Below are 18840 nucleotides of genomic sequence, written 5' to 3' on the forward strand. Positions count from 1 at the left end.
TCCTCGCTGTGCTGGCGCCGGCGCTGGTGCCGATGCTGGTGCTCGGGGCTGGGGTGCCGGGTGGGGTGGTGCGGGCCGGTCATGCCGCCTCCGTCCGGTCCGCGGCCATCCCCGCCGCGTCCAGCAGTGCCGTGCCGACGATGAGGTCGGCGCCGCCGAACTCGTGGTCGTCCAGCTCGGTGCCGTCGTCCACGGCGAACAGCAGCTTCGGCTCGCCCTGGCGGTAGGCGGTGCCGACGGGTGGGCTGGCCGCGTGGACGGCGAGCAGGGCGACGAGGTACGGCAGCTCGGCGTCGCGGGCGCGGGCGTCGGCCAGCAGCCCCGACAGCCTGCGCGGGGCGTCGTGCGGCAGGTCGAGCAGTTCCATGGCCGCGGCGAGCTGCTCCTCGCTGAAGCGGCTGTCGTCCGGGGTGGCGATGAGGTCGGGCTGCGGCATCTCGGCGCCCAGGTGCTCCCGCTCCACCGGCGGGGTCAGGAGGATGTCGACGAGGTCGCCGACCCGGACGGACACGGGCGTGCGCAGACCGGTGCCGCGGGCGAAGAAGGCGTCGGTGACGCGGAGCGCCCGCTCCACGGGCAACGGCAGCACGGGGGCGACGAGGTGGCCGTACAGATCGAGGCCCGAGGTCGTCAGGGGGGTGGCGAAGGCCTGCCGGTCCTGTTCGGCGCGGAAGAGCGGACCGGCCTCCAGGAGCCGGGACTGGAGCTGGGTGTGCCGGCGGATGCAGTCCTTGACGATGTCGACCAGTTCGGCGGCGCGGCGCTTGTGCCCGGCGTCCTCGGTCTCGTCGCGGGCCTTGCGGATGTTGGTGAGAATCGCGTTCTCGTGACGGTACCGGTCGGCGACGTGGTCCAGGGCCTCGGCGATCATGTCGGGGACGGCACTGAGCCAGTCCACCGCGCGGACGTTGCGCCGGGTGGCGTCCAGGGCGCGGCGCAGGGTCTCGGAGTACTGCACGGTCCGGTAGCGGGCCTGTTCGGCGGCGAGCTGGGCGTCGGCGAGCCGCCCCCGGTTGATCAGCACCTCCAGTTTGACCTCGGCGGCGATCTGGGCGCTGGTGACGTCGGTGTCCAGGGCGCCGACGAGGACGTTGACCGCCTCGTCGGTGGTGCGCAGGTAGACGGTGCCGCCGGGGCCCGGGACCTCTTCGAGCAGTTTGAAGTCGTAGTCGCGGCGCACATAGGTGCCGTCCGGTCCGAAGGTGCCGTACACCGCGCGGAAGCCGCGGTCGACGCTGCCGACGTTGATCAGGTTCTCCAGGACCCAGCGGGCCACCCGCTCGTGCTCGGCGGCGGGGCGGCGCGGTGCCTGGGCGGCGACCCGCGGGATCAGCCTGGCCACTATCTGGTCGTGGTCGGCGCCCGTGTCGAAGTCCATGTTCAGCGTGACGAGGTCGATGGCGGCGAGGGCGACCTCCGCCATGCCGTAGACCGAGTACTCGCCGGCGAGGTTGGCCTTGCGTGCGTCGAGGTCGTGCAGCGGCGCCGTGCAGGCGAGCGCACGCAGCCGCCGCGCCAGTCCCTCGTCGGCGGCCGGACCCGGGGCGGGGCGCGGCCCCGCGCTGAGCTGGGGCGGAACGCTGTCCGTCGATGCAGGCGAAGTCACGGTGCACAGACTAGGTCCTCGGTCTGACATCGGCCCAAACGGCACAGACGGCCCCCGGCGGCACGGACCGACGGCCGCCGTACCGCCCGGTCCCGCCGCCGTCGCTACCCGCCGTCGCTACCCGTCGTCGCCGACCCGCCGCAGGTAGACCTCCACGACACGCTTGAGCGAATTCTCGAGGTAGACCGCGAGCAGTCGTGCGGCCGTCTCCCGGTCGCCGGTCTCCAGGGTCGCGAGGAGCTCCGCGTTCCGGGCGATGTACGGCTCGTGCAGACGGCGCGGATCGTCCACGACGTGGAAGGCCAGGCGCAGTTCGGCGAAGACGCTGCGCATCAGTTCGTCGGTGCGCTCGCTGCCGGCGAGGGCGACCAGTTCCCGGTGGAAGTGGATGTTGGCCGTACCCACGGCTTTCCAGTCACCTTCGCGGGCCGACCTCCGCCCGTCCTCCACCGCCTCGGCGAGCCCGTCCAGGGCGTACGGCGGCTCGCCGAGGCCGCGGACCACGGCGCACTCGACGAGAGCGCGGGTGCGGTAGATGTCCTCGACGTCCTCGACGGTCAGGACGCGGACGAAGACGCCACGGTTCAGCTCGTGGACGAGCAGGCGTTCGTGCGTGAGCAGCCGGAACGACTCGCGCAGGGTGTTGCGGGAGACGCCGAGGGCGCCGCCGATGCTGTCCTCCGACAGGCGGGTCCCCGGTGGGAAGTAGCCCTCGGCGATCCGGCTCCTGAGGATGTCCGAGACCCGCTCGGCGGTGCTGGTCCGGCCCAGGAGGGCGCGGTCGTCGGCCAGTCCCGTCAACTGCTCTGCCATGCCCGGAATTCAATCGCAGATACCAGAACGAAACAACGGGGTTATTGAGGGATCGTTGAACGATCCCCTTCGGTGCCGTCAAGGCCCGGCACGGCGCCCGCTCCGCTCGCCACGCCACGCCACGCCACGCCGCCGCACGCCACGCCGCCGCTCGGCACCGCACAGCTCACTCGACCAGCACCCTCCGTCCTCCCCACTGCAGAGGTGCACCATGAGCACACCCCCTCCACCGCAGGCTCCGCCCGCCCGTACCCGTCCGCCCGGCACGGCCGGACGCCCCGCGCAGGACGGGCCCGTTCGGCTGGCTGCGCGCCCTCGGCCCGCGGGGCCGCCGCGCCTTCGGCGGCTACGCCCTCGACTCCTACGACTACTTCACCCTGCCGCTGACCATGGTGGCGCTGGCCGCGTACTTCGGTCTGGACAGCGGCCAGACCGGTCTGCTCACGACGGTCACACTCGTCGTCTCGGCCATCGGCGGCGCCCTCGCGGGTGTGCTGGCGGACCGTGTCGGCCGGGTCAGGGCGCTGCTGCTCACCGTGATCACCTACGCCGTGTTCACGGTGGCCTGCGGTTTCGCGCCCAACTACGAGACGCTGCTCGTCTTCCGCGCACTCCAGGTCCTCGGCTTCGGCGTCGAGTGGGCGGTGGGGGCCGTCCTGGTCGCCGAGTACGCGAGCGCCAGGCACCGGGGACGTACGCTCGGCGCGGTCCAGAGCTCCTGGGCCGTGGGCTGGGCACTCGCGGTGGTCGTGTACACGCTGGTGTTCTCGCCGGCCGGGGACGACCTGGCCTGGCGCGTCATGTTCTGGACGGGCGCGCTCCCGGCGCTGCTCGTGGTGTGGGTGCGCCGCAGCGTCCACGACGCGCCTCGGGCCGCCGAGGCCCGGGAAGGGGAGGCCGGGAAGACCCCCTTCGCCGGCGATCTTCAAGCCGGGCACGGCGGACTCACCGGGCCTGTTGCGCGTGACGCTCTTCGCGAGCCTGCTCTCCACCGGTGTCCAGGGCGGCTACTACACCCTCGCCACCTGGGTGCCGACGTATCTGAAGGACGAGCGCGACCTGTCGGTCGTCGGCACCGGCGGCTACCTGACGTTCCTCATCTCGGGCGCCTTCATCGGCTACCTCACCGGCGGTCATCTCACCGACGTGCTGGGCCGCAGGCGCAACATCTGGCTCTTCGCGCTGCTGTCGGCGCTGTGCATCCTGGCGTACGCGAACATCCCCGGCGGCGCCGACACCCTGCTCCTGGTACTCGGTTTCCCGCTCGGTTTCTGCATGTCGGCCATCTTCAGCGGCTTCGGTTCGTACCTGAGCGAGCTGTATCCGACGGCGGTACGGGGCGCGGGTCAGGGCTTCACCTACAACACCGGGCGCGCCGTGGGCGCCGTCTTCCCCACCACGGTCGGCTTCCTCGCCGACAGCCGGGGGGGTGGGCGGCGCGCTGGTCTTCGGCGCCATCGGTTACGGCATCGCGGCGCTGGCCCTGCTGGGGCTGCCGGAGACACGCGGAGCGGACACGTCCTCGCCACGAGGAGAGGGCGGAGGGCGCCGCCCGGCACCCGCCCCACACCGGGCGGGCGGCCCGCGGGCGCCGGTGCGGGCTTGGTCGGCGCCCGCCCGAACCGGCTCTCACACGGCGGGCGCGTCCGGTCCGAAGCGGCTGCGCACCGCCGTCTGGACCTCGTCCTCCTCGGCCGGGTCCGCGGCGAGCCTGCGCAGCCGTTCGACGACGCGGTTGTCGCCGGTCTCGGCATGGCGGGCGGCGAGTTCACGGGTGGTCTCCTCGCAGTCCCACAGGCACTCGATGGCGAATCCCGCCGCGAAGGACGGATCGGTGGCGGCCAGCGCGCGGGCGGCCCGGCCGCGCAGGTGGGAGGAGGCGGTCTCGCGGTAGATGTGGCGCAGTACGGGGGCGGCGCAGGCGATGCCGAGCCGTCCGGTGCCGTCGACGAGGGTCCACAGGGTCGGCGCGTCGGGGCCTTCGCCCCGTACCGCCTCCCGCAGCACCGCGAGCACGAGATCGCGGTCCTGGGCGGCGCCCCGGCAGGCGAGCACCCGTCCGGCGGCGGCACCCAGGGCATCGGGCCGGTGCACCCAGCCGCGCGCCCGGTCGACGGCGGCGGTGCCGCGCATGCGCTCGTAGGCGGCGACGGCGGCCTCCACGACCGGAGCCGAGCCGGTGGCCACGGCGCCCTCGACCAGGTCGAGGACGGCCGGATCATCGCTGTCGGCGAGGTAGCGCAGGGCGGTGCAGCGGGCGCCCTCGGTGCCGGACCGCGCGGCCTCGACGATCTCGGGCCGGTCCTCGGGGCCGGCGACAGCGGTGAGGCAGCGGGCGGCCGGCACATGGAGCGGGGTCCCGCGCTCGACGCCCTGCTCGGCCCACTCGAACACGGCTCGCACACTCCAGCCCGGACGCGGCCCGGTGGAGTCCAGCTGCCGCTGCCAGCGGTCGAAACAGCCCCTCTCCTGGGCGGCACGCACGCGCGTGGCGATCGATGCGCGAGGATCGTCGGCCCACAGGCGCCAGGGGCGGAGTTCGAAGGCGTCCCGCACGGCGACGGCCAGCTCGGCCTCGCCCTCGGGATCGCGCGGGAAGCGGGCCAGGACCGGCGCGGCGAGGGCGCGCAGACCGGCGTCGTCGTCGCGCAGCGCCAGCTCGTCCAGGGCCCACGCCCAGTTGACGCCGTGGGCGGCGTACCTGCGCAACAGCTGGAGCGCGTCGAGCCTGCCGTAGGAGGCGAGGTGGCCGAGGACCGCGAGGGCCAGCCCGGTGCGCGACTCGTCGGCGTCCAGGATGTCCTCGGGGCCGAAGAGGTGGGCCTCGACCGCGTCCAGCTCGCCGTTCAGGTCGAGATAGAGGCGGGCGTAGTAGAGGGAACGGTTCTCGACCTGCCAGTCGTGGCGGGGGTCGTGGAGCACACAGTGGTTCAGGGCCGCGAGCGCTTCGGCGCGCGGAGCGGTGAGCGCGTGCAGCGTGCCGTCGCCGCGACCCCGCTGAAGCAGGCCGAGCAGCGTACCGCTGGGCGCTATGACCGGATCGAACATGGGAAACAGCCTCACATCAAGCGTCGACGCAACCGGGGAGCACGCGTTACCTGGCCGTGCGCCAACACGTCGGAGCGCCCGCCGTCTCTTGCTTGCTGAAGACCATGTTCCTGCCTCTCGTCGGTGGCCCTTGCGGGCTGTGTCACGGCCCGCGCGGTGCGGCAACATCTGCCCGGCCATCACGTCCGTGAACCACGTCGTCATGATGGCCCGGCGGTCACATCTGCCGCGACCGAAATTTCGGCGGCCCCGTACCGCCTCCCCCGTTTTCGGTGTTTCCCCTGGTCAGAAAATATGGAGTGAACCCGGACGAGGTCCGCTCCGCCGTCCGGTCACTGGGCTCCGAACAGCTCCAGCAGGTCCGTCCGGGCGAACATGCGCGCCGTGTCGACGGCCGACGGAGTGCCCGCCGCGGGATCGGCGCCGGCCTCCAGAAGCGCCTTGGTCACTTCCGTCTCGCCCTTGAAGGCGGCCCCGGCGAGCGGAGTCTGCCCCCGGTCGTTGACACGGTCGGCGTCCGCGCCCCGGGCGAGCAGCGCGCGCACCGCGTCGGCGTGGCCGTGATAGGCGGCGAGCATGACGATGGAGTCGCCCCGGTCGTTGGTGAGGTCGGCCGGAACACCGGCGTCCACGTACGCCACCAGCTCCTCGGTCCGTCCCTGCCGGGCCAGATCGAAGATCCTGGTCGCCAGCTCCACGACCCCGGGGTCGGGGACTTCACTCATCGGCCGGACCACCTCTCACTACGAACGTCGGGCGAATCGCCAGGGTACTGGCTCGCGCAGCACTCGACCGGCCCAAGGACCACTGAGCCACCTGGGGTATTTCCGAAGAATTTCCCCCATTTGCACCTTTTATCGTATGGATACATGCTGTGAGCCTGGAAGTACTCATGGTGACTGTCCCCGTGAACCAGGAGAACTCACATGATCCTCTCTATCTCAGGCGTGGTCCTGCTCGGCATCGTCGTCTTCATCTTCTTCCGCAAGGACGGCCTCAAGGCCTCGCACGCGCTGGTCGCGGTCCTGTTCGGGTTCTACCTCGCGAGTACCGCCATCGCCCCGAGCATCAAGGCAGGCGGCGAGAGCCTGGCGGGCCTCCTCGGCGGAATCAGGTTCTGACGGCCCGCTCCCCCGCCCGACATCCGCACGTACGCACCTCCAGGAGGCAGCAGTGGCCCGGCGGCCCCTCCCCCGCATTCTGAGCAACGGCGGCGCACAGCTCGCCCGGAGCCGGGAGCTGGCCCGGACGGCGGCCGACAGCGCCACCGACGTCCTCCAGCCGCTGATCACGATCGCCCGCGGTCTGCGCCGACTGGCCGCGGCCGCGCGGCGCAGATGGACCGAGACCCCCAAGGACCGGCGCGGCGCGCTGCTGTTCCTGGCGGCCTCGGTGGTACTGGTCGTGGCGCTCGTGCCGTACGGCCCGCTGCTCGCCGTCATCGTCCTGATGGCGGCGGCAGCCTGGCAGGGCAGGGAACGCACCCCGCCGGCGCCCGAGGGCCCCGACGACACTCAGACCAGGCGCCTGCAGTCGCTCTACGAGGCGCTGGTCCCCTACTTCTCGATCGCCGAGGACCCCGACCCCCTGTACGCCCACGGCGGCGGCTGGGAGAAGGCGTTCCCGGCGTACGAGTTCGACGACGGCGGACGCTTCGCCCATCTGGTGATCCGCTACCCCGCGTACTTCACCGACGGGGAGGCCGAGTCCCGGGCCCGGATCGAGCACCTGCTCACCGCGAAGTCCGGCCGGGGCCGGGAGTACCACTTCACGTGGGACGAGGAGGCCAACCACCTCTCCGTCGACGTGCTCGCGGCGCTGCCCACCGACATCGCCGCCCAGCGTTTCGTGACGGCCCCCGGCGAGACCGTTCTCGGCTTCACCGACCCGACCCGGGTCCGGCGCACGCTCCCGCTCACCCACGGCGTGGAGCGGCGGGACGTACCGCCGGTCGTATGGCGCACCGGCATCCGCTCGACCGAGCCCCATCTGCTGGTCCTGGGCCGGCCGGGCACCGGTACCTCCACCCTGCTGCGCTCCGTCGCGCTCCAGGCGCTGCACCACGGCGACCTGCTGATCGTCGACGGCGGCGGCACCGGCGAGTACGCCTGCCTGGTCGGCCGCGACGGCGTCCTGGCCGTGGAGTGCGGTCTCACCGGCGCGCTGACCAGCCTGGAGTGGGCCGCCGCCGAGACGGAACGGCGGCTGATTGCCGTCAACCGGGCCCGCCAGCAGGGCCTGGCGGCGCCGGACGACACCCGGCGGCCCCTGTGGGTCTTCGTGGACCGTCCGACCGCGTTCAGCCACCTCGCCGCCACGGGCGGCCGGCGGGACCCGCAGTCCCTGCTCCAGATCCCGCTGCGGCACGGCCGGGCCGCGAACGTGACCGTGGTGGTCGCCGACCAGCTGGACGCCCTGGACGGCCTCACCGACGCCGTACGGCAGCACACACGCGCGCGTGTGGTCCTCGGCCCGGCCACGGTGGACGAGCTGACGACCGTGCTGGGCGCTCCGCCGCACACCACACCCGTCGACCAGGTTCCGCCCGGCCGGGGATACGCCCGCCTGGGCACCGGACCGGTGCACCGCCTCCAGGTCCCGGCCACCCCGGACCCCTACGACGACGCGACGGGCGAAGCACACCGGCAGGCGGTGCTCGACCTGCTCCCACCGCGCACGACACCGGCGGACGGGGAGCAGGCGCCCCTCCCCCCGGAGGCGGAAGCAGAGGCCGAGGCAGAGGCGGAGGCGGAGGCGGAGGCGGAGGCGGAGGCGGAGCCGAAGGTCCTGTCCAGGGAGAAGAACGACGTCCCGGCGGTCATCGCGGGCGAGCCGGAGGAGGCCGCGGCAGAGGCCGAGCCGGCCCGGGCGGCTGTGGAGACGACGGCGTCCGAGGCGGCCCCCGAACCGGCTCCCGCCGAGACGGTCCCCGCCAAGGCGGTCGCGGCGGAGACCTCCTGACACCGCGGCCGGGGCGGCGCCACCCGCCGCGCCCCGGCCTTCCGCCACGGGTACGCCGCGAGTCCGCGTGCTGCCCGCGCCCGCTCCCGCGGGGCCGGCGGCCGCGGCCCCTCCGGCGGGCCACAGCGCGGACGCGGGTGCGGCACGGCGGTCCGCCGCGTCGCCGCCGGTGGTCGACGCGGCGCGTCGGCGCCCCCGGCCCGAGCAGCCGGACGCGCCGGACTCCACTCGTCCCCCCGGCACCGATCGGCGCCGGTGCGTCTCCCATGGCCCGATCCGCCGGGCAGGCTCAGGCCACGAACGTCCGCGGCGCCTCGCCGCCCCCGGCACCCCCGCTCTCCACCAGCCGGGCCGCCGCGGCCAGTCGGACCGCCGCCTCCTCGGCCACCGCGCCGCCCACGGTGAACGGCAGCCGGACGTAGCCCTCGAAGGCGCCGTCGACCCCGAAGCGCGGCCCCGACGGAACGCGTACGCCCACCCGCTCTCCCGCCTCGGCGAGCCGGGAGCCCGACAGGCCCCCGGTCCGCACCCACAGGGTCAGTCCGCCCCGGGGCACCTCGAACTCCCAGTCGGGCAACTCCCGCCGGACCGCCGTCACCAGCTCGTCGCGGTTCCGCCGGGCCTGTTCTCGGCGCACCGTCACGGCCTGTTCCCAGCCGCCCGTGCTGAACAGCCAGTTCACGGCGAGCTGCTCCAGCACGGGGGTGCCCAGGTCGGCGTACGCCCGCGCGGCGACCAGGCTGCGGATCACATCGGGCGCGGCTCGGACCCAGCCGATGCGCATCCCGGCCCAGAAGGCCTTGCTCGCGGAGCCGACGGTGACGACGGTGGACCCGGCCGGGTCGAAGGCGCACACCGGGCGCGGCATCTCGACGTCGTCGTCCAGCCACAGCTCGCTCATGGTCTCGTCGGCCACGAGGACCGTCCCCGCCGACCGGGCCGCGTCCACGAGCCGGCGTCGCTGGTCGTCGTCGGCGAGCGCACCGGTGGGGTTGTGGAAGTCGGCGACGACATAGGCGATGCGGGGTGCGGCCTCGCGCAGCACCTGGCGCCAGCGGTCCACGTCCCAGCCGGTGAGCCCCTCGGCCATCGCGACGGGCACCAGCCTGGCCCCGGCCTCGCGCATCAGCTGGAGGATGTTCGCGTACGAGGGCGACTCCACGGCGATGCGCTCGCCGCGCCCGCCGAAGAGGTGGCAGATGGCGTCGATCGCGCCCATGGCCCCGGTGGTGACCATGATCTGCTCGGGCATGGTCGCGATGCCCCGCGCGGTGTACCGCTCGGCGATCATCGCGCGCAGCGCGGGCAGTCCGGCCGGGTAGTCGCCGTGGGTGTGCGCGTACGGCGGCAGCTCCTCGAGGGCCCCCTGCACGGCGCGGGTGAGCCAGGGCTCGGGTGCGGGCAGCGCCGCGCAGCCCAGGTCGATCACCGAGCCGAGGGCCTCGGGCGGCAGGGGCTCAAGACCGCGCGCCGGCAGCGGGTTGCCGGCCGGGACGGCCGTCCAGCTGCCCGCGCCCCGCCGGGACTCCAGGAAGCCCTCGGCCCGCAGCGCCTCGTAGGCGGCGGCGACGGTGGTGCGGCTGACGGTCAGGGCGAGGGCCAGCTCACGCTCGGCGGGCAGCCGGGCGGCGACCGGTACGCGGCCTTCGAGGACCAGCAGCCGGATGCCGTCGGCAAGCGCCCGATAGGCGGGTGGGCGGCGGGTGCCGGGTCCGGCCGGGCGGTCCTGCTGGGAGCCGAGCAGCCGGGCCAGCTGACCCGCCCCCACGGCCGAGGTCCACTGTGCCATGAAAATCAGTCCACCTTCCCCGAATTGGCCATGGTTGGCTCTGCCCCTCAAGCCACAGGGTGTCATGCAGCAGGCCACTACCACCACACAGGGGGCACGTTTTGTCCAGTCAGGCCAGTCAGGCCGAGCAGGCCGGGGAGCCGGGGGAGCCCGGGCGGTTCGGGCGGTCCGGACTGCGGGAACGACGTCTCGCACGGCGGCTCACCCAGCTCTACGGCGGTCTCGTGCTGTACGGCGCGAGTTCGGCGCTCCTGGTCAGGTCCGGGCTCGGTCTGGAGCCGTGGAACGTGCTGCACCAGGGCCTGGCCGAGCACACCGGGCTGTCGATGGGGGTGGTGCTGACCATCCTGGGCGCGGCGGTCCTGCTGCTGTGGATCCCGCTGCGCCAGCGGCCCGGCCTCGGCACGGTCTCCAACGTGCTCGTGATCGGCGCCGCGATGGACGCGACGCTGACCGTCGCGCCCGACGCCCACGGCTGGACCCCGCGCATCGCCATGACGGCGGCGGGCATCGTCCTGAACGGCGCGGCGACCGGACTGTACATCGCCGCACGGTTCGGTCCGGGCCCGCGCGACGGCCTCATGACGGGGCTGAACCAGCGCACGGGGCTCTCGGTGCGCCTGGTGCGGACCGCCGTCGAGATCACCGTCGTGGTGACGGGCTTCGCCCTCGGCGGTACGGTCGGCCCCGGCACCCTGCTCTACGCCGTGTCGATCGGCCCGCTCGCCCAGGTGTTCCTGCGCGCTTTCGCCGTGCCCCCGGCACCGGAGGTGAGCACGGTGGCTGCCACCGGTCGGCCGGGGCGCGCGATACTGCCTCGGTGACCACCCCGACACGCCACCCCTACCTCGACCATCCCGGCCCGATCGCCTTCGCCCACCGGGGCGGATCGGCCGACGGCCTGGAGAACACGCTGCGGCAGTTCGGCCGCGCGGTCGCGGCGGGCTACCGGTACATCGAGACCGACGTGCACGCCACGCGGGACGGGAAGCTCGTCGCCTTCCACGACGCGACCCTGGACCGGGTGACGGACGGTGCCGGCCGGATCGCCGACCTGACGTGGGAGAAGGTGCGCCACGCCCGCGTGGCGGGCGAGGAACCGGTGCCGCTCTTCGAGGAGCTTCTGGAAGTCTTTCCCGAGGTGCGCTGGAACATCGACGTGAAGGCGGAGCCCGCGCTGCGGCCCCTCCTGGAGCTGATCACGCGGACGAACTCCTGGGACCGGATCTGCGTCGGCTCCTTCTCCGAGGCCCGCGTGGTCCGCGCGCAGCGGATGGGCGGCACGCGCCTGGCCACCTCGTACGGCACCCGTGGCGTCCTCGGGCTGCGGCTTCGCTCGTGGGGCGTGCCCGCCGCGCTGCGCCGCTCGGCGCTGGCGGCTCAGGTTCCCGAGGCCCGGTCGGGCATCCCGGTGGTGGACCACCGCTTCGTGCGCGCCGCCCACGCGCGCGGGCTCCAGGTGCACGTCTGGACGGTGAACGATCCGGACCGGATGCACCGGCTTCTGGACCTGGGAGTGGATGGCATCATGACCGATCACATCGACACACTGCGCAAGGTCATGGAGGACCGCGGCGTCTGGGCATGAGACGTCGTCGCGCCCCGGGGGCGGTGCGCGTTCACGGGGAAGCGAGGGCACGGGTGGGCACCGGCACCCTGCACAGCGACGCGGCCGACGGAGCCGACGAGCGGCGGCGCGAACAGCGCGGATGGTACTTCTACGACTGGGCGTGCTCGGTCTACTCGACGAGCGTCCTCACCGTGTTCCTGGGGCCCTATCTGACGTCGGTCGCAGAATCGGCGGCGGACGCCGACGGCTACGTCCATCCACTGGGCATACCGGTGCGCGCCGGGTCGTTCTTCGCGTACTCGGTGTCGCTTTCGGTGATCGTGGCCGTGCTGGTGATGCCCCTGGTGGGTGCCGTGGCCGACCGCTCCGGCCGTAAGAAGCCCCTGCTGGCCGCCGCCGCGTACACCGGTGCCGCGGCCACGACCGGCATGTTCTTCCTCGACGGCCACCGCTATCTGCTGGGCGGCCTGCTCCTGGTCGTCGCCAACGCGGCGCAGTCGGTGGCGATGATGCTCTACAACTCCTATCTGCCCCAGATAGCCCCGCCCGAGGAGCGCGACGCGGTCTCCTCCCGGGGCTGGGCCTTCGGCTACGCGGCCGGTTCCCTGGTGCTGGTCGCCGACCTGGTCCTCTACACCGGCCACGACTCGTTCGGGCTGAGCGAGAGCGCGGCGGTCCGCGTCTGCCTGGCATCGGCCGGGCTGTGGTGGGGTGCCTTCGCCCTCGTCCCGCTGCGCCGGCTGCGTGACCGGCGCGCTCCCGCGCGGGAGGCCGCGCTGCCCGGGTTCCGGCAGCTCGCGGCGACCGTCCGCGACATGCGCCGCCGCCCGCTGACCCTGGCGTTCCTGCTGGCGTACCTGGTCTACAACGACGGCATCCAGACGGTGATCTCCCAGGCCTCGGTCTACGGTTCCGAGGAACTGGACCTCGGACAGTCCACGCTGATCGTGGCGGTACTGCTGGTCCAGATCCTGGCGGTGGCGGGCGCGCTGGCACTCGGCCGGCTCGCCCGGAGGTACGGGGCCAAGCGCACGATTCTCGGCTCGCTGGTCGCCTGGACGGTGACCCTCGCGGCCGGGTACTTCCTGCCGTCCGGGGCGCCGGTGTGGTTCTTCGTGCTGGCCGCCGGCATCGGGCTGGTCCTGGGCGGCAGCCAGGCGCTGTCCCGGTCCCTGTTCTCCCACCTGGTCCCGCCCGGCAAGGAGGCCGAGTACTTCTCGGCGTACGAGCTGAGCGACCGCGGGATGAGCTGGCTCGGGCCGTTGCTCTTCGGGCTCACCTACCAGCTGACCGGGAGTTACCGGGACGCCATCTCGCTGGTGGCGTTCTTCGTCATCGGCTTCGTGCTGCTCGCGCGGGTCTCCGTGCGGCGGGCGATCGGCGACGCGGGCAACCCGGTACCCGAAAGGATTTAGCACTCGGCGCGAAAGGGCTGTAGTGTACGCGTTTGGCCTGCCAGGCGTACCGTTACTGCGCGTCAAAGGTGCCGAATCGCTATGTCATATCTGCCAGCAGAGGTGACAAACCGGACGTCGGCGGGTACTGCACTGGTTGCAAGGCTGCGGCTGCGACGGCGACGCAGGACCCGGATCGGGAGTCGGAACGGGAATCTTTACCGCCGCCCGGACGTTGACCGGATGACGACGACAGCGACACACCTGTCCTGTGGGCGACAAGCCCGGGAGGCACGATTCATGAGTGAGCGAGCTCTTCGCGGCACGCGCCTCGTGGTGACCAGCTACGAGACGGACCGCGGCATCGACCTGGCCCCGCGCCAGGCCGTGGAGTACGCATGCGAGAAGGGGCATCGGTTCGAGATGCCCTTCTCGGTCGAGGCGGAGATCCCGCCGGAGTGGGAGTGCAAGGTCTGCGGGGCCCAGGCACTCCTGGTTGACGGCGACGGCCCCGAGGAGAAAAAGGCCAAGCCCGCGCGTACGCACTGGGACATGCTGATGGAGCGACGCACCCGCGAGGAACTCGAAGAGGTCCTCGAGGAGCGGCTGGCCGTTCTGCGCTCCGGCGCGATGAACATCGCGGTCCATCCGCGAGACAGCCGCAAGAGTGCGTAGCGGGAAACCCTAGGCGACCGACCGAACAACCGCGGGTGCCGTACAAGAGCTTCTTGTACGGCACCCGCGGTTTTGCCGTGTGTGCCGGGCGGTGCCTGAGGCTCAGCGCGTCAGCGGCGGGCGGGGATCCTGCGGGGCGTCGTCCGGTTCGTCCCGTACGACCTCGCCCTGGACGACCCTGCCGTCCGGGTGGTGCATGCGGGCCTGGCGGAAGGCGTCACCGAGGCTGCCCGGTCCGGCGTCGCGGAGCTTGCGCTCCACGGTCCGCTGGGCGTAGCGGCTGACGGCCTTCTGCACCGGGGGCAGCAGCATGAGCAGGCCGAGCGCGTCCGAGATCAGGCCGGGAAGGATCAGGAGGAGCCCGCCCAGCATCATCAGGCCGTTGCCCTCGCTGTTCGGGCGGGTCTCGGGCTGGACGCCCGACTGCTGCTGGTTGAGCGTCTGCGTGAGGTTCCGGAAGGCACGGCGGCCCGCCGCCTTGATGACCACGGAGCCGAGGACCACGCCGGCGGCCAGGAGCAGGAGGACCACGACGCCACTGGTCGCTCCCGCGACCACGACCAGCAGCCAGATCTCCAGCACGAGCCACGCGGCGACGCACAGCGGCAGGAGGGCGCGCAGCCGTGAGCGCGGAGGCCGGGCGGGGGACCTGGGGGTCTGGGCGCCAGTCGTCATACTCCCAGTGTGCCTGGCCCCGGCTCAGTGCGGCATAAGAGGCCGGCCGGGCGTCACGGTCGGGCCTTCCCGTCGGACGCCTTGGCCGACTCGTCGTCGGCCTCCGCCGGCTCGCCGCCGGAAGCGGTCTGCCCGCCGGCCGCCGTGCCGGTCCGCCTGTCGCGGCCCAGGACCCTGCCGACCCTTTCCCCCACGCCCCACGTGGTGACCCGCCAGAGGGCCTCCACGAGGATGTCGCGGCTCATCTTGGAGTCGCCGAGTTCACGCTCGACGAACGTGATCGGCACCTCGACGACGTGATAACCGGCCTTGAGCGCCCGACGGGCGAGGTCGACCTGGAAGCAGTAGCCCTGCGAGGAGACCTCTTCGAGGCCGAGCCCCTCCAGGGTCTCGCGGCGGAAGGCGCGGTAGCCGCCGGTGATGTCACGCAGCGGCAGATCGAGCGCGATCCGCGAGTACATGCTGCCGCCGCGCGAGATGAACTCGCGGGACCTGGGCCAGTTCACCACCCGGCCGCCGGGCACCCAGCGGGAGCCGAGCACCAGGTCGGCGCCCTTGAGGGCGGTCAGCAGGCGGGGCAGTTCCTCGGGCTGGTGGGAGCCGTCGGCGTCCATCTCGATCAGCACGCCGTAGCCGTGCTCCAGGCCCCAGCGGAAGCCCGCGAGGTAGGCGGCGCCCAGTCCCTCCTTGCCCTTGCGGTGCATGACCTGGACGTGGTCGTCCTCGACCGCCAGTTCGTCGGCGAGCTTGCCGGTGCCGTCGGGGCTGTTGTCGTCGGCCACGAGAACGTGCGCCTCGGGGACCGCCTCGCGCACGCGCGCGACGATCGCCTTGATGTTCTCCGCCTCGTTGTAGGTCGGGATGATCACCAAGGCCGTGCCCAGGGGGCCGAACCGCTTCCCCCGCCCCGCAGCCGCGGGCGTCCCGTCGCCGTCGTTCACCACTGCCCCTTCGTGTCCGTACGCACAGGAACACCATAATCGCCGCGGCCTGCACTGACGTGACAGGACAGCCGTACGGTGGTGTCGTTTCCCCAGGACCGGGGTAGGGATGGCCGATTCAGGCCGTTTGTGCTGCGGATGGGGGCCCGGCGCCCTTCGGGCCGGCCCGGGACCCGCCGGCTGCGGGTCGACCAAAGCCGTTGTCTACTGAGCGCCCGGGCCCCACCCGGGTCACACCTCCCGACCGGCCGGAACGTTCCCTCGTCGCGGTGCGAGCGCTGAGCCTGGCTCCCAGTGGCGGTGCCCCGGTGCGGGCACACCGTCCCTGACGCAGCGGCACCGCGACGCGTGCGCGGAAGGTTCCCCGGTCGGGCGTCCGGTGGTGGACTCGGCCGAACCTACCGGCCTCCCGCCATCGCCTGTCAACAGTCGTTCGACCTGCGCCTTTGATGTCAACCCGCAGGTCAGCGCAGAGGACAAGCAGGTCGCGGCCAGGCGAAGATCATCGCCCCGTCGGGCGTCCAGATCACTCGCCCGGCCGTACGAAGACGGTCCGTCCGCCCACCACGGTACGCAGGCAGACGGGCAGGTCCCGGCCCGGGGTCAGGTCGGGCAGGCCGGGGGTGCCGGAGCGCGGGTCGGTCGACCAGCGCGCCACCCGGTCGTCCGGGGCCTGGACCACGAGTTCGCCGGTACGCCACACGGCGTAGTCCGCGGGCACGCCCGGCACCAGGACGCCCGCGTCGTCGCGGCCGGTCGCCCGCCAGCCGCCGCGCGTGTGCGCCGTGAACGCCGCGCGGACGGAGACACGGTGTTCCGGCGTGCGGTGGAACGCGGCGGCCCGCACGGTGCCCCACGGGTCGAGGGGCGTGACCGGGCTGTCGGAGCCGAAGGCGAGTGGCACGCCGGCGCGGAGCAGGGCCGCGAAGGGGTTGAGCGCGCGGGCCCGTTCGGCGCCCAGGCGCTGGGCGTACATGCCGCCCTCGCCGCCCCAGAGCGCGTCGAAGGCGGGCTGGACGGAGGCGGTCAGGCCCAGTTCGGCGAAGGCCGCGACCGTCTCCGGGGTGAGCATCTCGGCGTGCTCGACGCGGTGGCGGGCGGCGCGGACGCGGGCGAGGCCGACCTTGTCGGCGGCAGCGCGCACCCCGTCCACGACGGCGGTGACCGCGGCGTCGCCGATGGCGTGGAAGCCCGCCTGGAGCCCGGCCTCGGTGCAGGCGACGACGTGCGCGGCGACGCCTGCGGTGTCCAGGTGCGCGGTGCCGGTGTGGCCGGCGTCGGCGTACGGCTGGTGCAGACAGGCGGTGTGCGAGCCGAGGGAGCCGTCGACGAAGAGGTCGCCCGCGGCCCCGACGGCGCCCAGCTCCCGCGCCTTGTCGACGTCCTGCTCGGCCCAGTAGCCGATCACCCGCGGCCCGGGCTCCGCGGCCGAGAGACGCAGCAGACCGGTGAGGTCGTCCTCGGAGGAGATCTCCGGGCCTGCGCATTCGTGAACGGTTCCGATGCCGAGGGAGGCGGCGTGTGCGAGGGCGGCGCGCTGGGCCCCGGCGCGCTGGGCGGGGGTGACGGCCCCGAGAGCCGCGGCGCGTACGGCGTGGTGGGCGTCGCCGGTGAGCGGGCCGTCCCCGCGGGCGAGGTCACCCGGCGCCAGGTCGAGCAGGGCGGTGCTGACGACGGCCGAGTGGACGTCGATACGGCTGAGATAGAGCGGGCGGCCACCGGTGGCGCGGTCCAGTTCGGCGCGTGTCGGGGGCAGTCCGTCGGGCCAGCGGGCGGCGTCCCAGCCGTGGCCGAGGAGCACGCGGTCGTCCGGGCGGGCGGCGGCGAAGTCCCGTACGAGAGCGAGTGCCGCCGCCCGGTCGGGGGCGCCGGACAGGTCGAGGCCGGTGAGGGCGAGACCCGTGGCGGTGGTGTGCACATGTGCGTCGGTGAACGCCGGGGTGACGAGGGAACCGTCCAGGTCGATCACCTCGTCCACCCCGTCCGCGAAGGCGTCCGCGGCACCCTCGGAGCCGACCCAGGCGACCTGTCCGCGTTCGACGACCATGGCCGTCGCGAAGGGGTCGGCGGGACTGTGGACCTCGCCGCGGCGCAGCAGGACGGTCGTGGGCGGGGTGGTGGACTCACTCATGGACCCAGTCTCGCCCCTCCCGAAGGCCGTCCGGCGGTCGGGGCGGCCGGGCGGTCGTCCGTGCCCGGCGCTTTCCGGACGGGCGCCCGTCAGATCCGCGGCGGCCGGGCCTCGTAGGGGGTGGACAGGACCACGGTGGTGCGGGTGGAGACACCGGCGAGGGAGCGGACTCGCGCGAGGAGTTCCTCCAGCTCGTGCGGGGTGGACACCCGGACCTTGAGAATGTAGTTCTCGTCGCCCGCGACACTGTGGCAGGCCTCGATCTCGGGGGCGCCGGCGAGGCGGTCCGCGATGTCGTCGGGGGCGCTGGGGTCGAAGGGTTTCACCGAGATGAAGGCGGTCATCGGCAGCCCGACGGCCTCCGGGTCGACGACCGCGGCGTAACCGCGGATGACACCACGCTGTTCCAGCCGCCGCACCCGCTGGTGCACGGCCGACGTGGACAGGCCCGTGGCCTTGCCCAGGTCTGTGTAGCTCATCCGCCCGTCCTTGACGAGCAGCTGCACGATCTGTCGGTCCAGCTCCTCCATGGCGCAAGAACCTACAGTGCGGTTGATCTCCTCGGATACCCGAGCAGTCCGGGTCATGCCCGGTTCGTGACGTGCCGGGCGCCGGGCGGCGGCCGAGTGGGGACAAACCCGCCGCACAGGGCGCCCGCGAGCAGCGTGTGACGAAGACCACACCCCTTGAACGGTCTCCGTGATGTTCTCGTGATTACCCCGTAGGGGCGACGGGAAGTGCTTGCTGTGGTCGAGGCCGCAGTGCCGTCACGGCCCAGCCCGAGGGGGAGAATCCCATGCAGAGTCTGAAGCGCCCTGGACGTACCACGCCCAAGCGGCAGCAGCCGGTCGTCGAGCCCGCACCGGAGTGCGTCGAACCCGACGCCTTCGGCGACGAGGAACTCGACACCTACGACACCTTCGAGATGTACCGGGTGATCTGCCCGGACTGCGCGCAGCCCATCGCCCTGCTGGCGGACGAGGCGGTGCTGCCTGAGCACGCGCTGTGCGCCTCGCCGTGGGACCCGTTCGGGCTCACGGTCTGCGCCGGTACCGGCCGCCGGGCCACCGAGGCGAGCCCTGCGGACGAGTCGTTCCGGCCCCACGAGCAGGACACCGCCCTGCTCCTCACGCTCCCCCAGGGTCTCGACTGGCGGACCCAGCCCTTCTCCCACGTCGGCGGTCCGGGCTCGCGCCCGATGCGGGTGCCGACGATGCGGCGCCAGGCGGCCTGAGGC

General features: G+C 73.1%; 16 protein-coding genes and 1 pseudogene. 8 read left to right on the plus strand and 9 right to left on the minus strand.

Annotation, left to right across the window (positions count from 1 at the left end; all coding sequences use genetic code 11):
* Positions 1–79: 79 nt before the first annotated feature.
* On the minus strand, positions 80–1606 hold the full coding sequence (locus ACGFYH_RS06305) for a hypothetical protein (protein ID WP_393801973.1): 1527 nt from the start codon (positions 1604–1606) through the stop codon (positions 80–82).
* A gap of 117 nt (positions 1607–1723) precedes the next feature.
* Positions 1724–2419, minus strand: a complete 696-nt coding sequence (locus tag ACGFYH_RS06310) for a GntR family transcriptional regulator (RefSeq protein ID WP_393801974.1) — start codon at positions 2417–2419, stop codon at positions 1724–1726.
* Positions 2420–2630: 211 nt separating this feature from the next.
* Between ACGFYH_RS06310 and ACGFYH_RS06315 the strand changes: the two are divergent.
* Positions 2631–3935 (plus strand): annotated as a pseudogene (locus ACGFYH_RS06315) (MFS transporter); the annotation flags it as partial.
* 113 nt (positions 3936–4048) lie between these two features.
* On the opposite strand, the gene ACGFYH_RS06320 reads toward ACGFYH_RS06315, so the two are convergent.
* Together ACGFYH_RS06320 and ACGFYH_RS06325 are read right to left on the minus strand one after the other, a co-directional pair.
* Positions 4049–5467, minus strand: coding sequence for a HEAT repeat domain-containing protein (locus ACGFYH_RS06320; RefSeq protein ID WP_393801975.1), 1419 nt, complete (start codon positions 5465–5467; stop codon positions 4049–4051).
* Between the two features lie 332 nt (positions 5468–5799).
* Positions 5800–6192 (minus strand): ankyrin repeat domain-containing protein, encoded by a 393-nt coding sequence (locus tag ACGFYH_RS06325; protein ID WP_393801976.1) that lies wholly within the window; start codon positions 6190–6192, stop codon positions 5800–5802.
* A 201-nt stretch (positions 6193–6393) separates the two neighbouring features.
* Between ACGFYH_RS06325 and ACGFYH_RS06330 the strand changes: the two genes are divergently transcribed.
* Positions 6394–6588: a hypothetical protein gene (locus ACGFYH_RS06330; protein WP_393801977.1), complete on the plus strand. Its 195-nt coding sequence runs from the start codon at positions 6394–6396 to the stop codon at positions 6586–6588.
* A 52-nt stretch (positions 6589–6640) separates the two neighbouring features.
* Positions 6641–8428: a hypothetical protein gene (locus ACGFYH_RS06335; protein ID WP_393801978.1), complete on the plus strand. Its 1788-nt coding sequence runs from the start codon at positions 6641–6643 to the stop codon at positions 8426–8428.
* 289 nt (positions 8429–8717) lie between these two features.
* On the opposite strand, the gene ACGFYH_RS06340 is transcribed toward ACGFYH_RS06335, so the two are convergent.
* On the minus strand, positions 8718–10217 hold the full coding sequence (locus ACGFYH_RS06340) for a PLP-dependent aminotransferase family protein (RefSeq protein WP_393801979.1): 1500 nt from the start codon (positions 10215–10217) through the stop codon (positions 8718–8720).
* A 173-nt stretch (positions 10218–10390) separates the two neighbouring features.
* On the opposite strand from ACGFYH_RS06340, the gene ACGFYH_RS06345 reads away from it, so the two are divergent.
* The 4 genes from ACGFYH_RS06345 (at position 10391) to ACGFYH_RS06360 (ending at position 13856) form a co-directional block, all read left to right on the plus strand.
* Positions 10391–11041 carry a YitT family protein gene (locus tag ACGFYH_RS06345; RefSeq protein WP_393802297.1) on the plus strand — a complete coding sequence of 217 codons (651 nt, stop codon included), beginning with the start codon at positions 10391–10393 and terminating at the stop codon, positions 11039–11041.
* Entirely contained in the window at positions 11038–11805 is a 768-nt protein-coding gene (locus ACGFYH_RS06350; protein ID WP_393801980.1) for a glycerophosphodiester phosphodiesterase, read from the plus strand. The genes ACGFYH_RS06345 and ACGFYH_RS06350 overlap by 4 nt, the downstream gene beginning before the upstream one ends.
* 53 nt (positions 11806–11858) lie before the next feature.
* The gene (locus ACGFYH_RS06355) at positions 11859–13202 is read left to right on the plus strand and encodes an MFS transporter (protein WP_393801981.1); all 1344 of its coding nucleotides are present in this window, start codon (positions 11859–11861) and stop codon (positions 13200–13202) included.
* Positions 13203–13481: 279 nt separating this feature from the next.
* Positions 13482–13856 (plus strand): RNA polymerase-binding protein RbpA, encoded by a 375-nt coding sequence (locus tag ACGFYH_RS06360; protein WP_003977404.1) that lies wholly within the window; start codon positions 13482–13484, stop codon positions 13854–13856.
* 102 nt (positions 13857–13958) lie between these two features.
* On the opposite strand, the gene fxsA is transcribed toward ACGFYH_RS06360, so the two are convergent.
* The 4 genes from fxsA to ACGFYH_RS06380 form a co-directional block, all read right to left on the minus strand.
* Positions 13959–14531, minus strand: a complete 573-nt coding sequence (gene fxsA, locus ACGFYH_RS06365) for an FxsA family membrane protein (protein WP_393801982.1) — start codon at positions 14529–14531, stop codon at positions 13959–13961.
* 53 nt (positions 14532–14584) lie between these two features.
* On the minus strand, positions 14585–15472 hold the full coding sequence (locus ACGFYH_RS06370) for a polyprenol monophosphomannose synthase (protein WP_393801983.1): 888 nt from the start codon (positions 15470–15472) through the stop codon (positions 14585–14587).
* Between the two features lie 526 nt (positions 15473–15998).
* Positions 15999–17603: an amidohydrolase gene (locus ACGFYH_RS06375; protein ID WP_393801984.1), complete on the minus strand. Its 1605-nt coding sequence runs from the start codon at positions 17601–17603 to the stop codon at positions 15999–16001.
* Between the two features lie 89 nt (positions 17604–17692).
* Complete coding sequence (locus ACGFYH_RS06380) at positions 17693–18133, minus strand: Lrp/AsnC family transcriptional regulator (RefSeq protein WP_393801985.1); 441 nt, start codon at positions 18131–18133, stop codon at positions 17693–17695.
* 266 nt (positions 18134–18399) lie between these two features.
* Between ACGFYH_RS06380 and ACGFYH_RS06385 the strand changes: the two genes are divergently transcribed.
* The gene (locus ACGFYH_RS06385; RefSeq protein ID WP_393801986.1) at positions 18400–18837 is read left to right on the plus strand and encodes a hypothetical protein; all 438 of its coding nucleotides are present in this window, start codon (positions 18400–18402) and stop codon (positions 18835–18837) included.
* Positions 18838–18840: the final 3 nt, after the last annotated feature.

The organism is Streptomyces sp. NPDC048392, assembly GCF_043200575.1.
Lineage (GTDB): Bacteria > Actinomycetota > Actinomycetes > Streptomycetales > Streptomycetaceae > Streptomyces.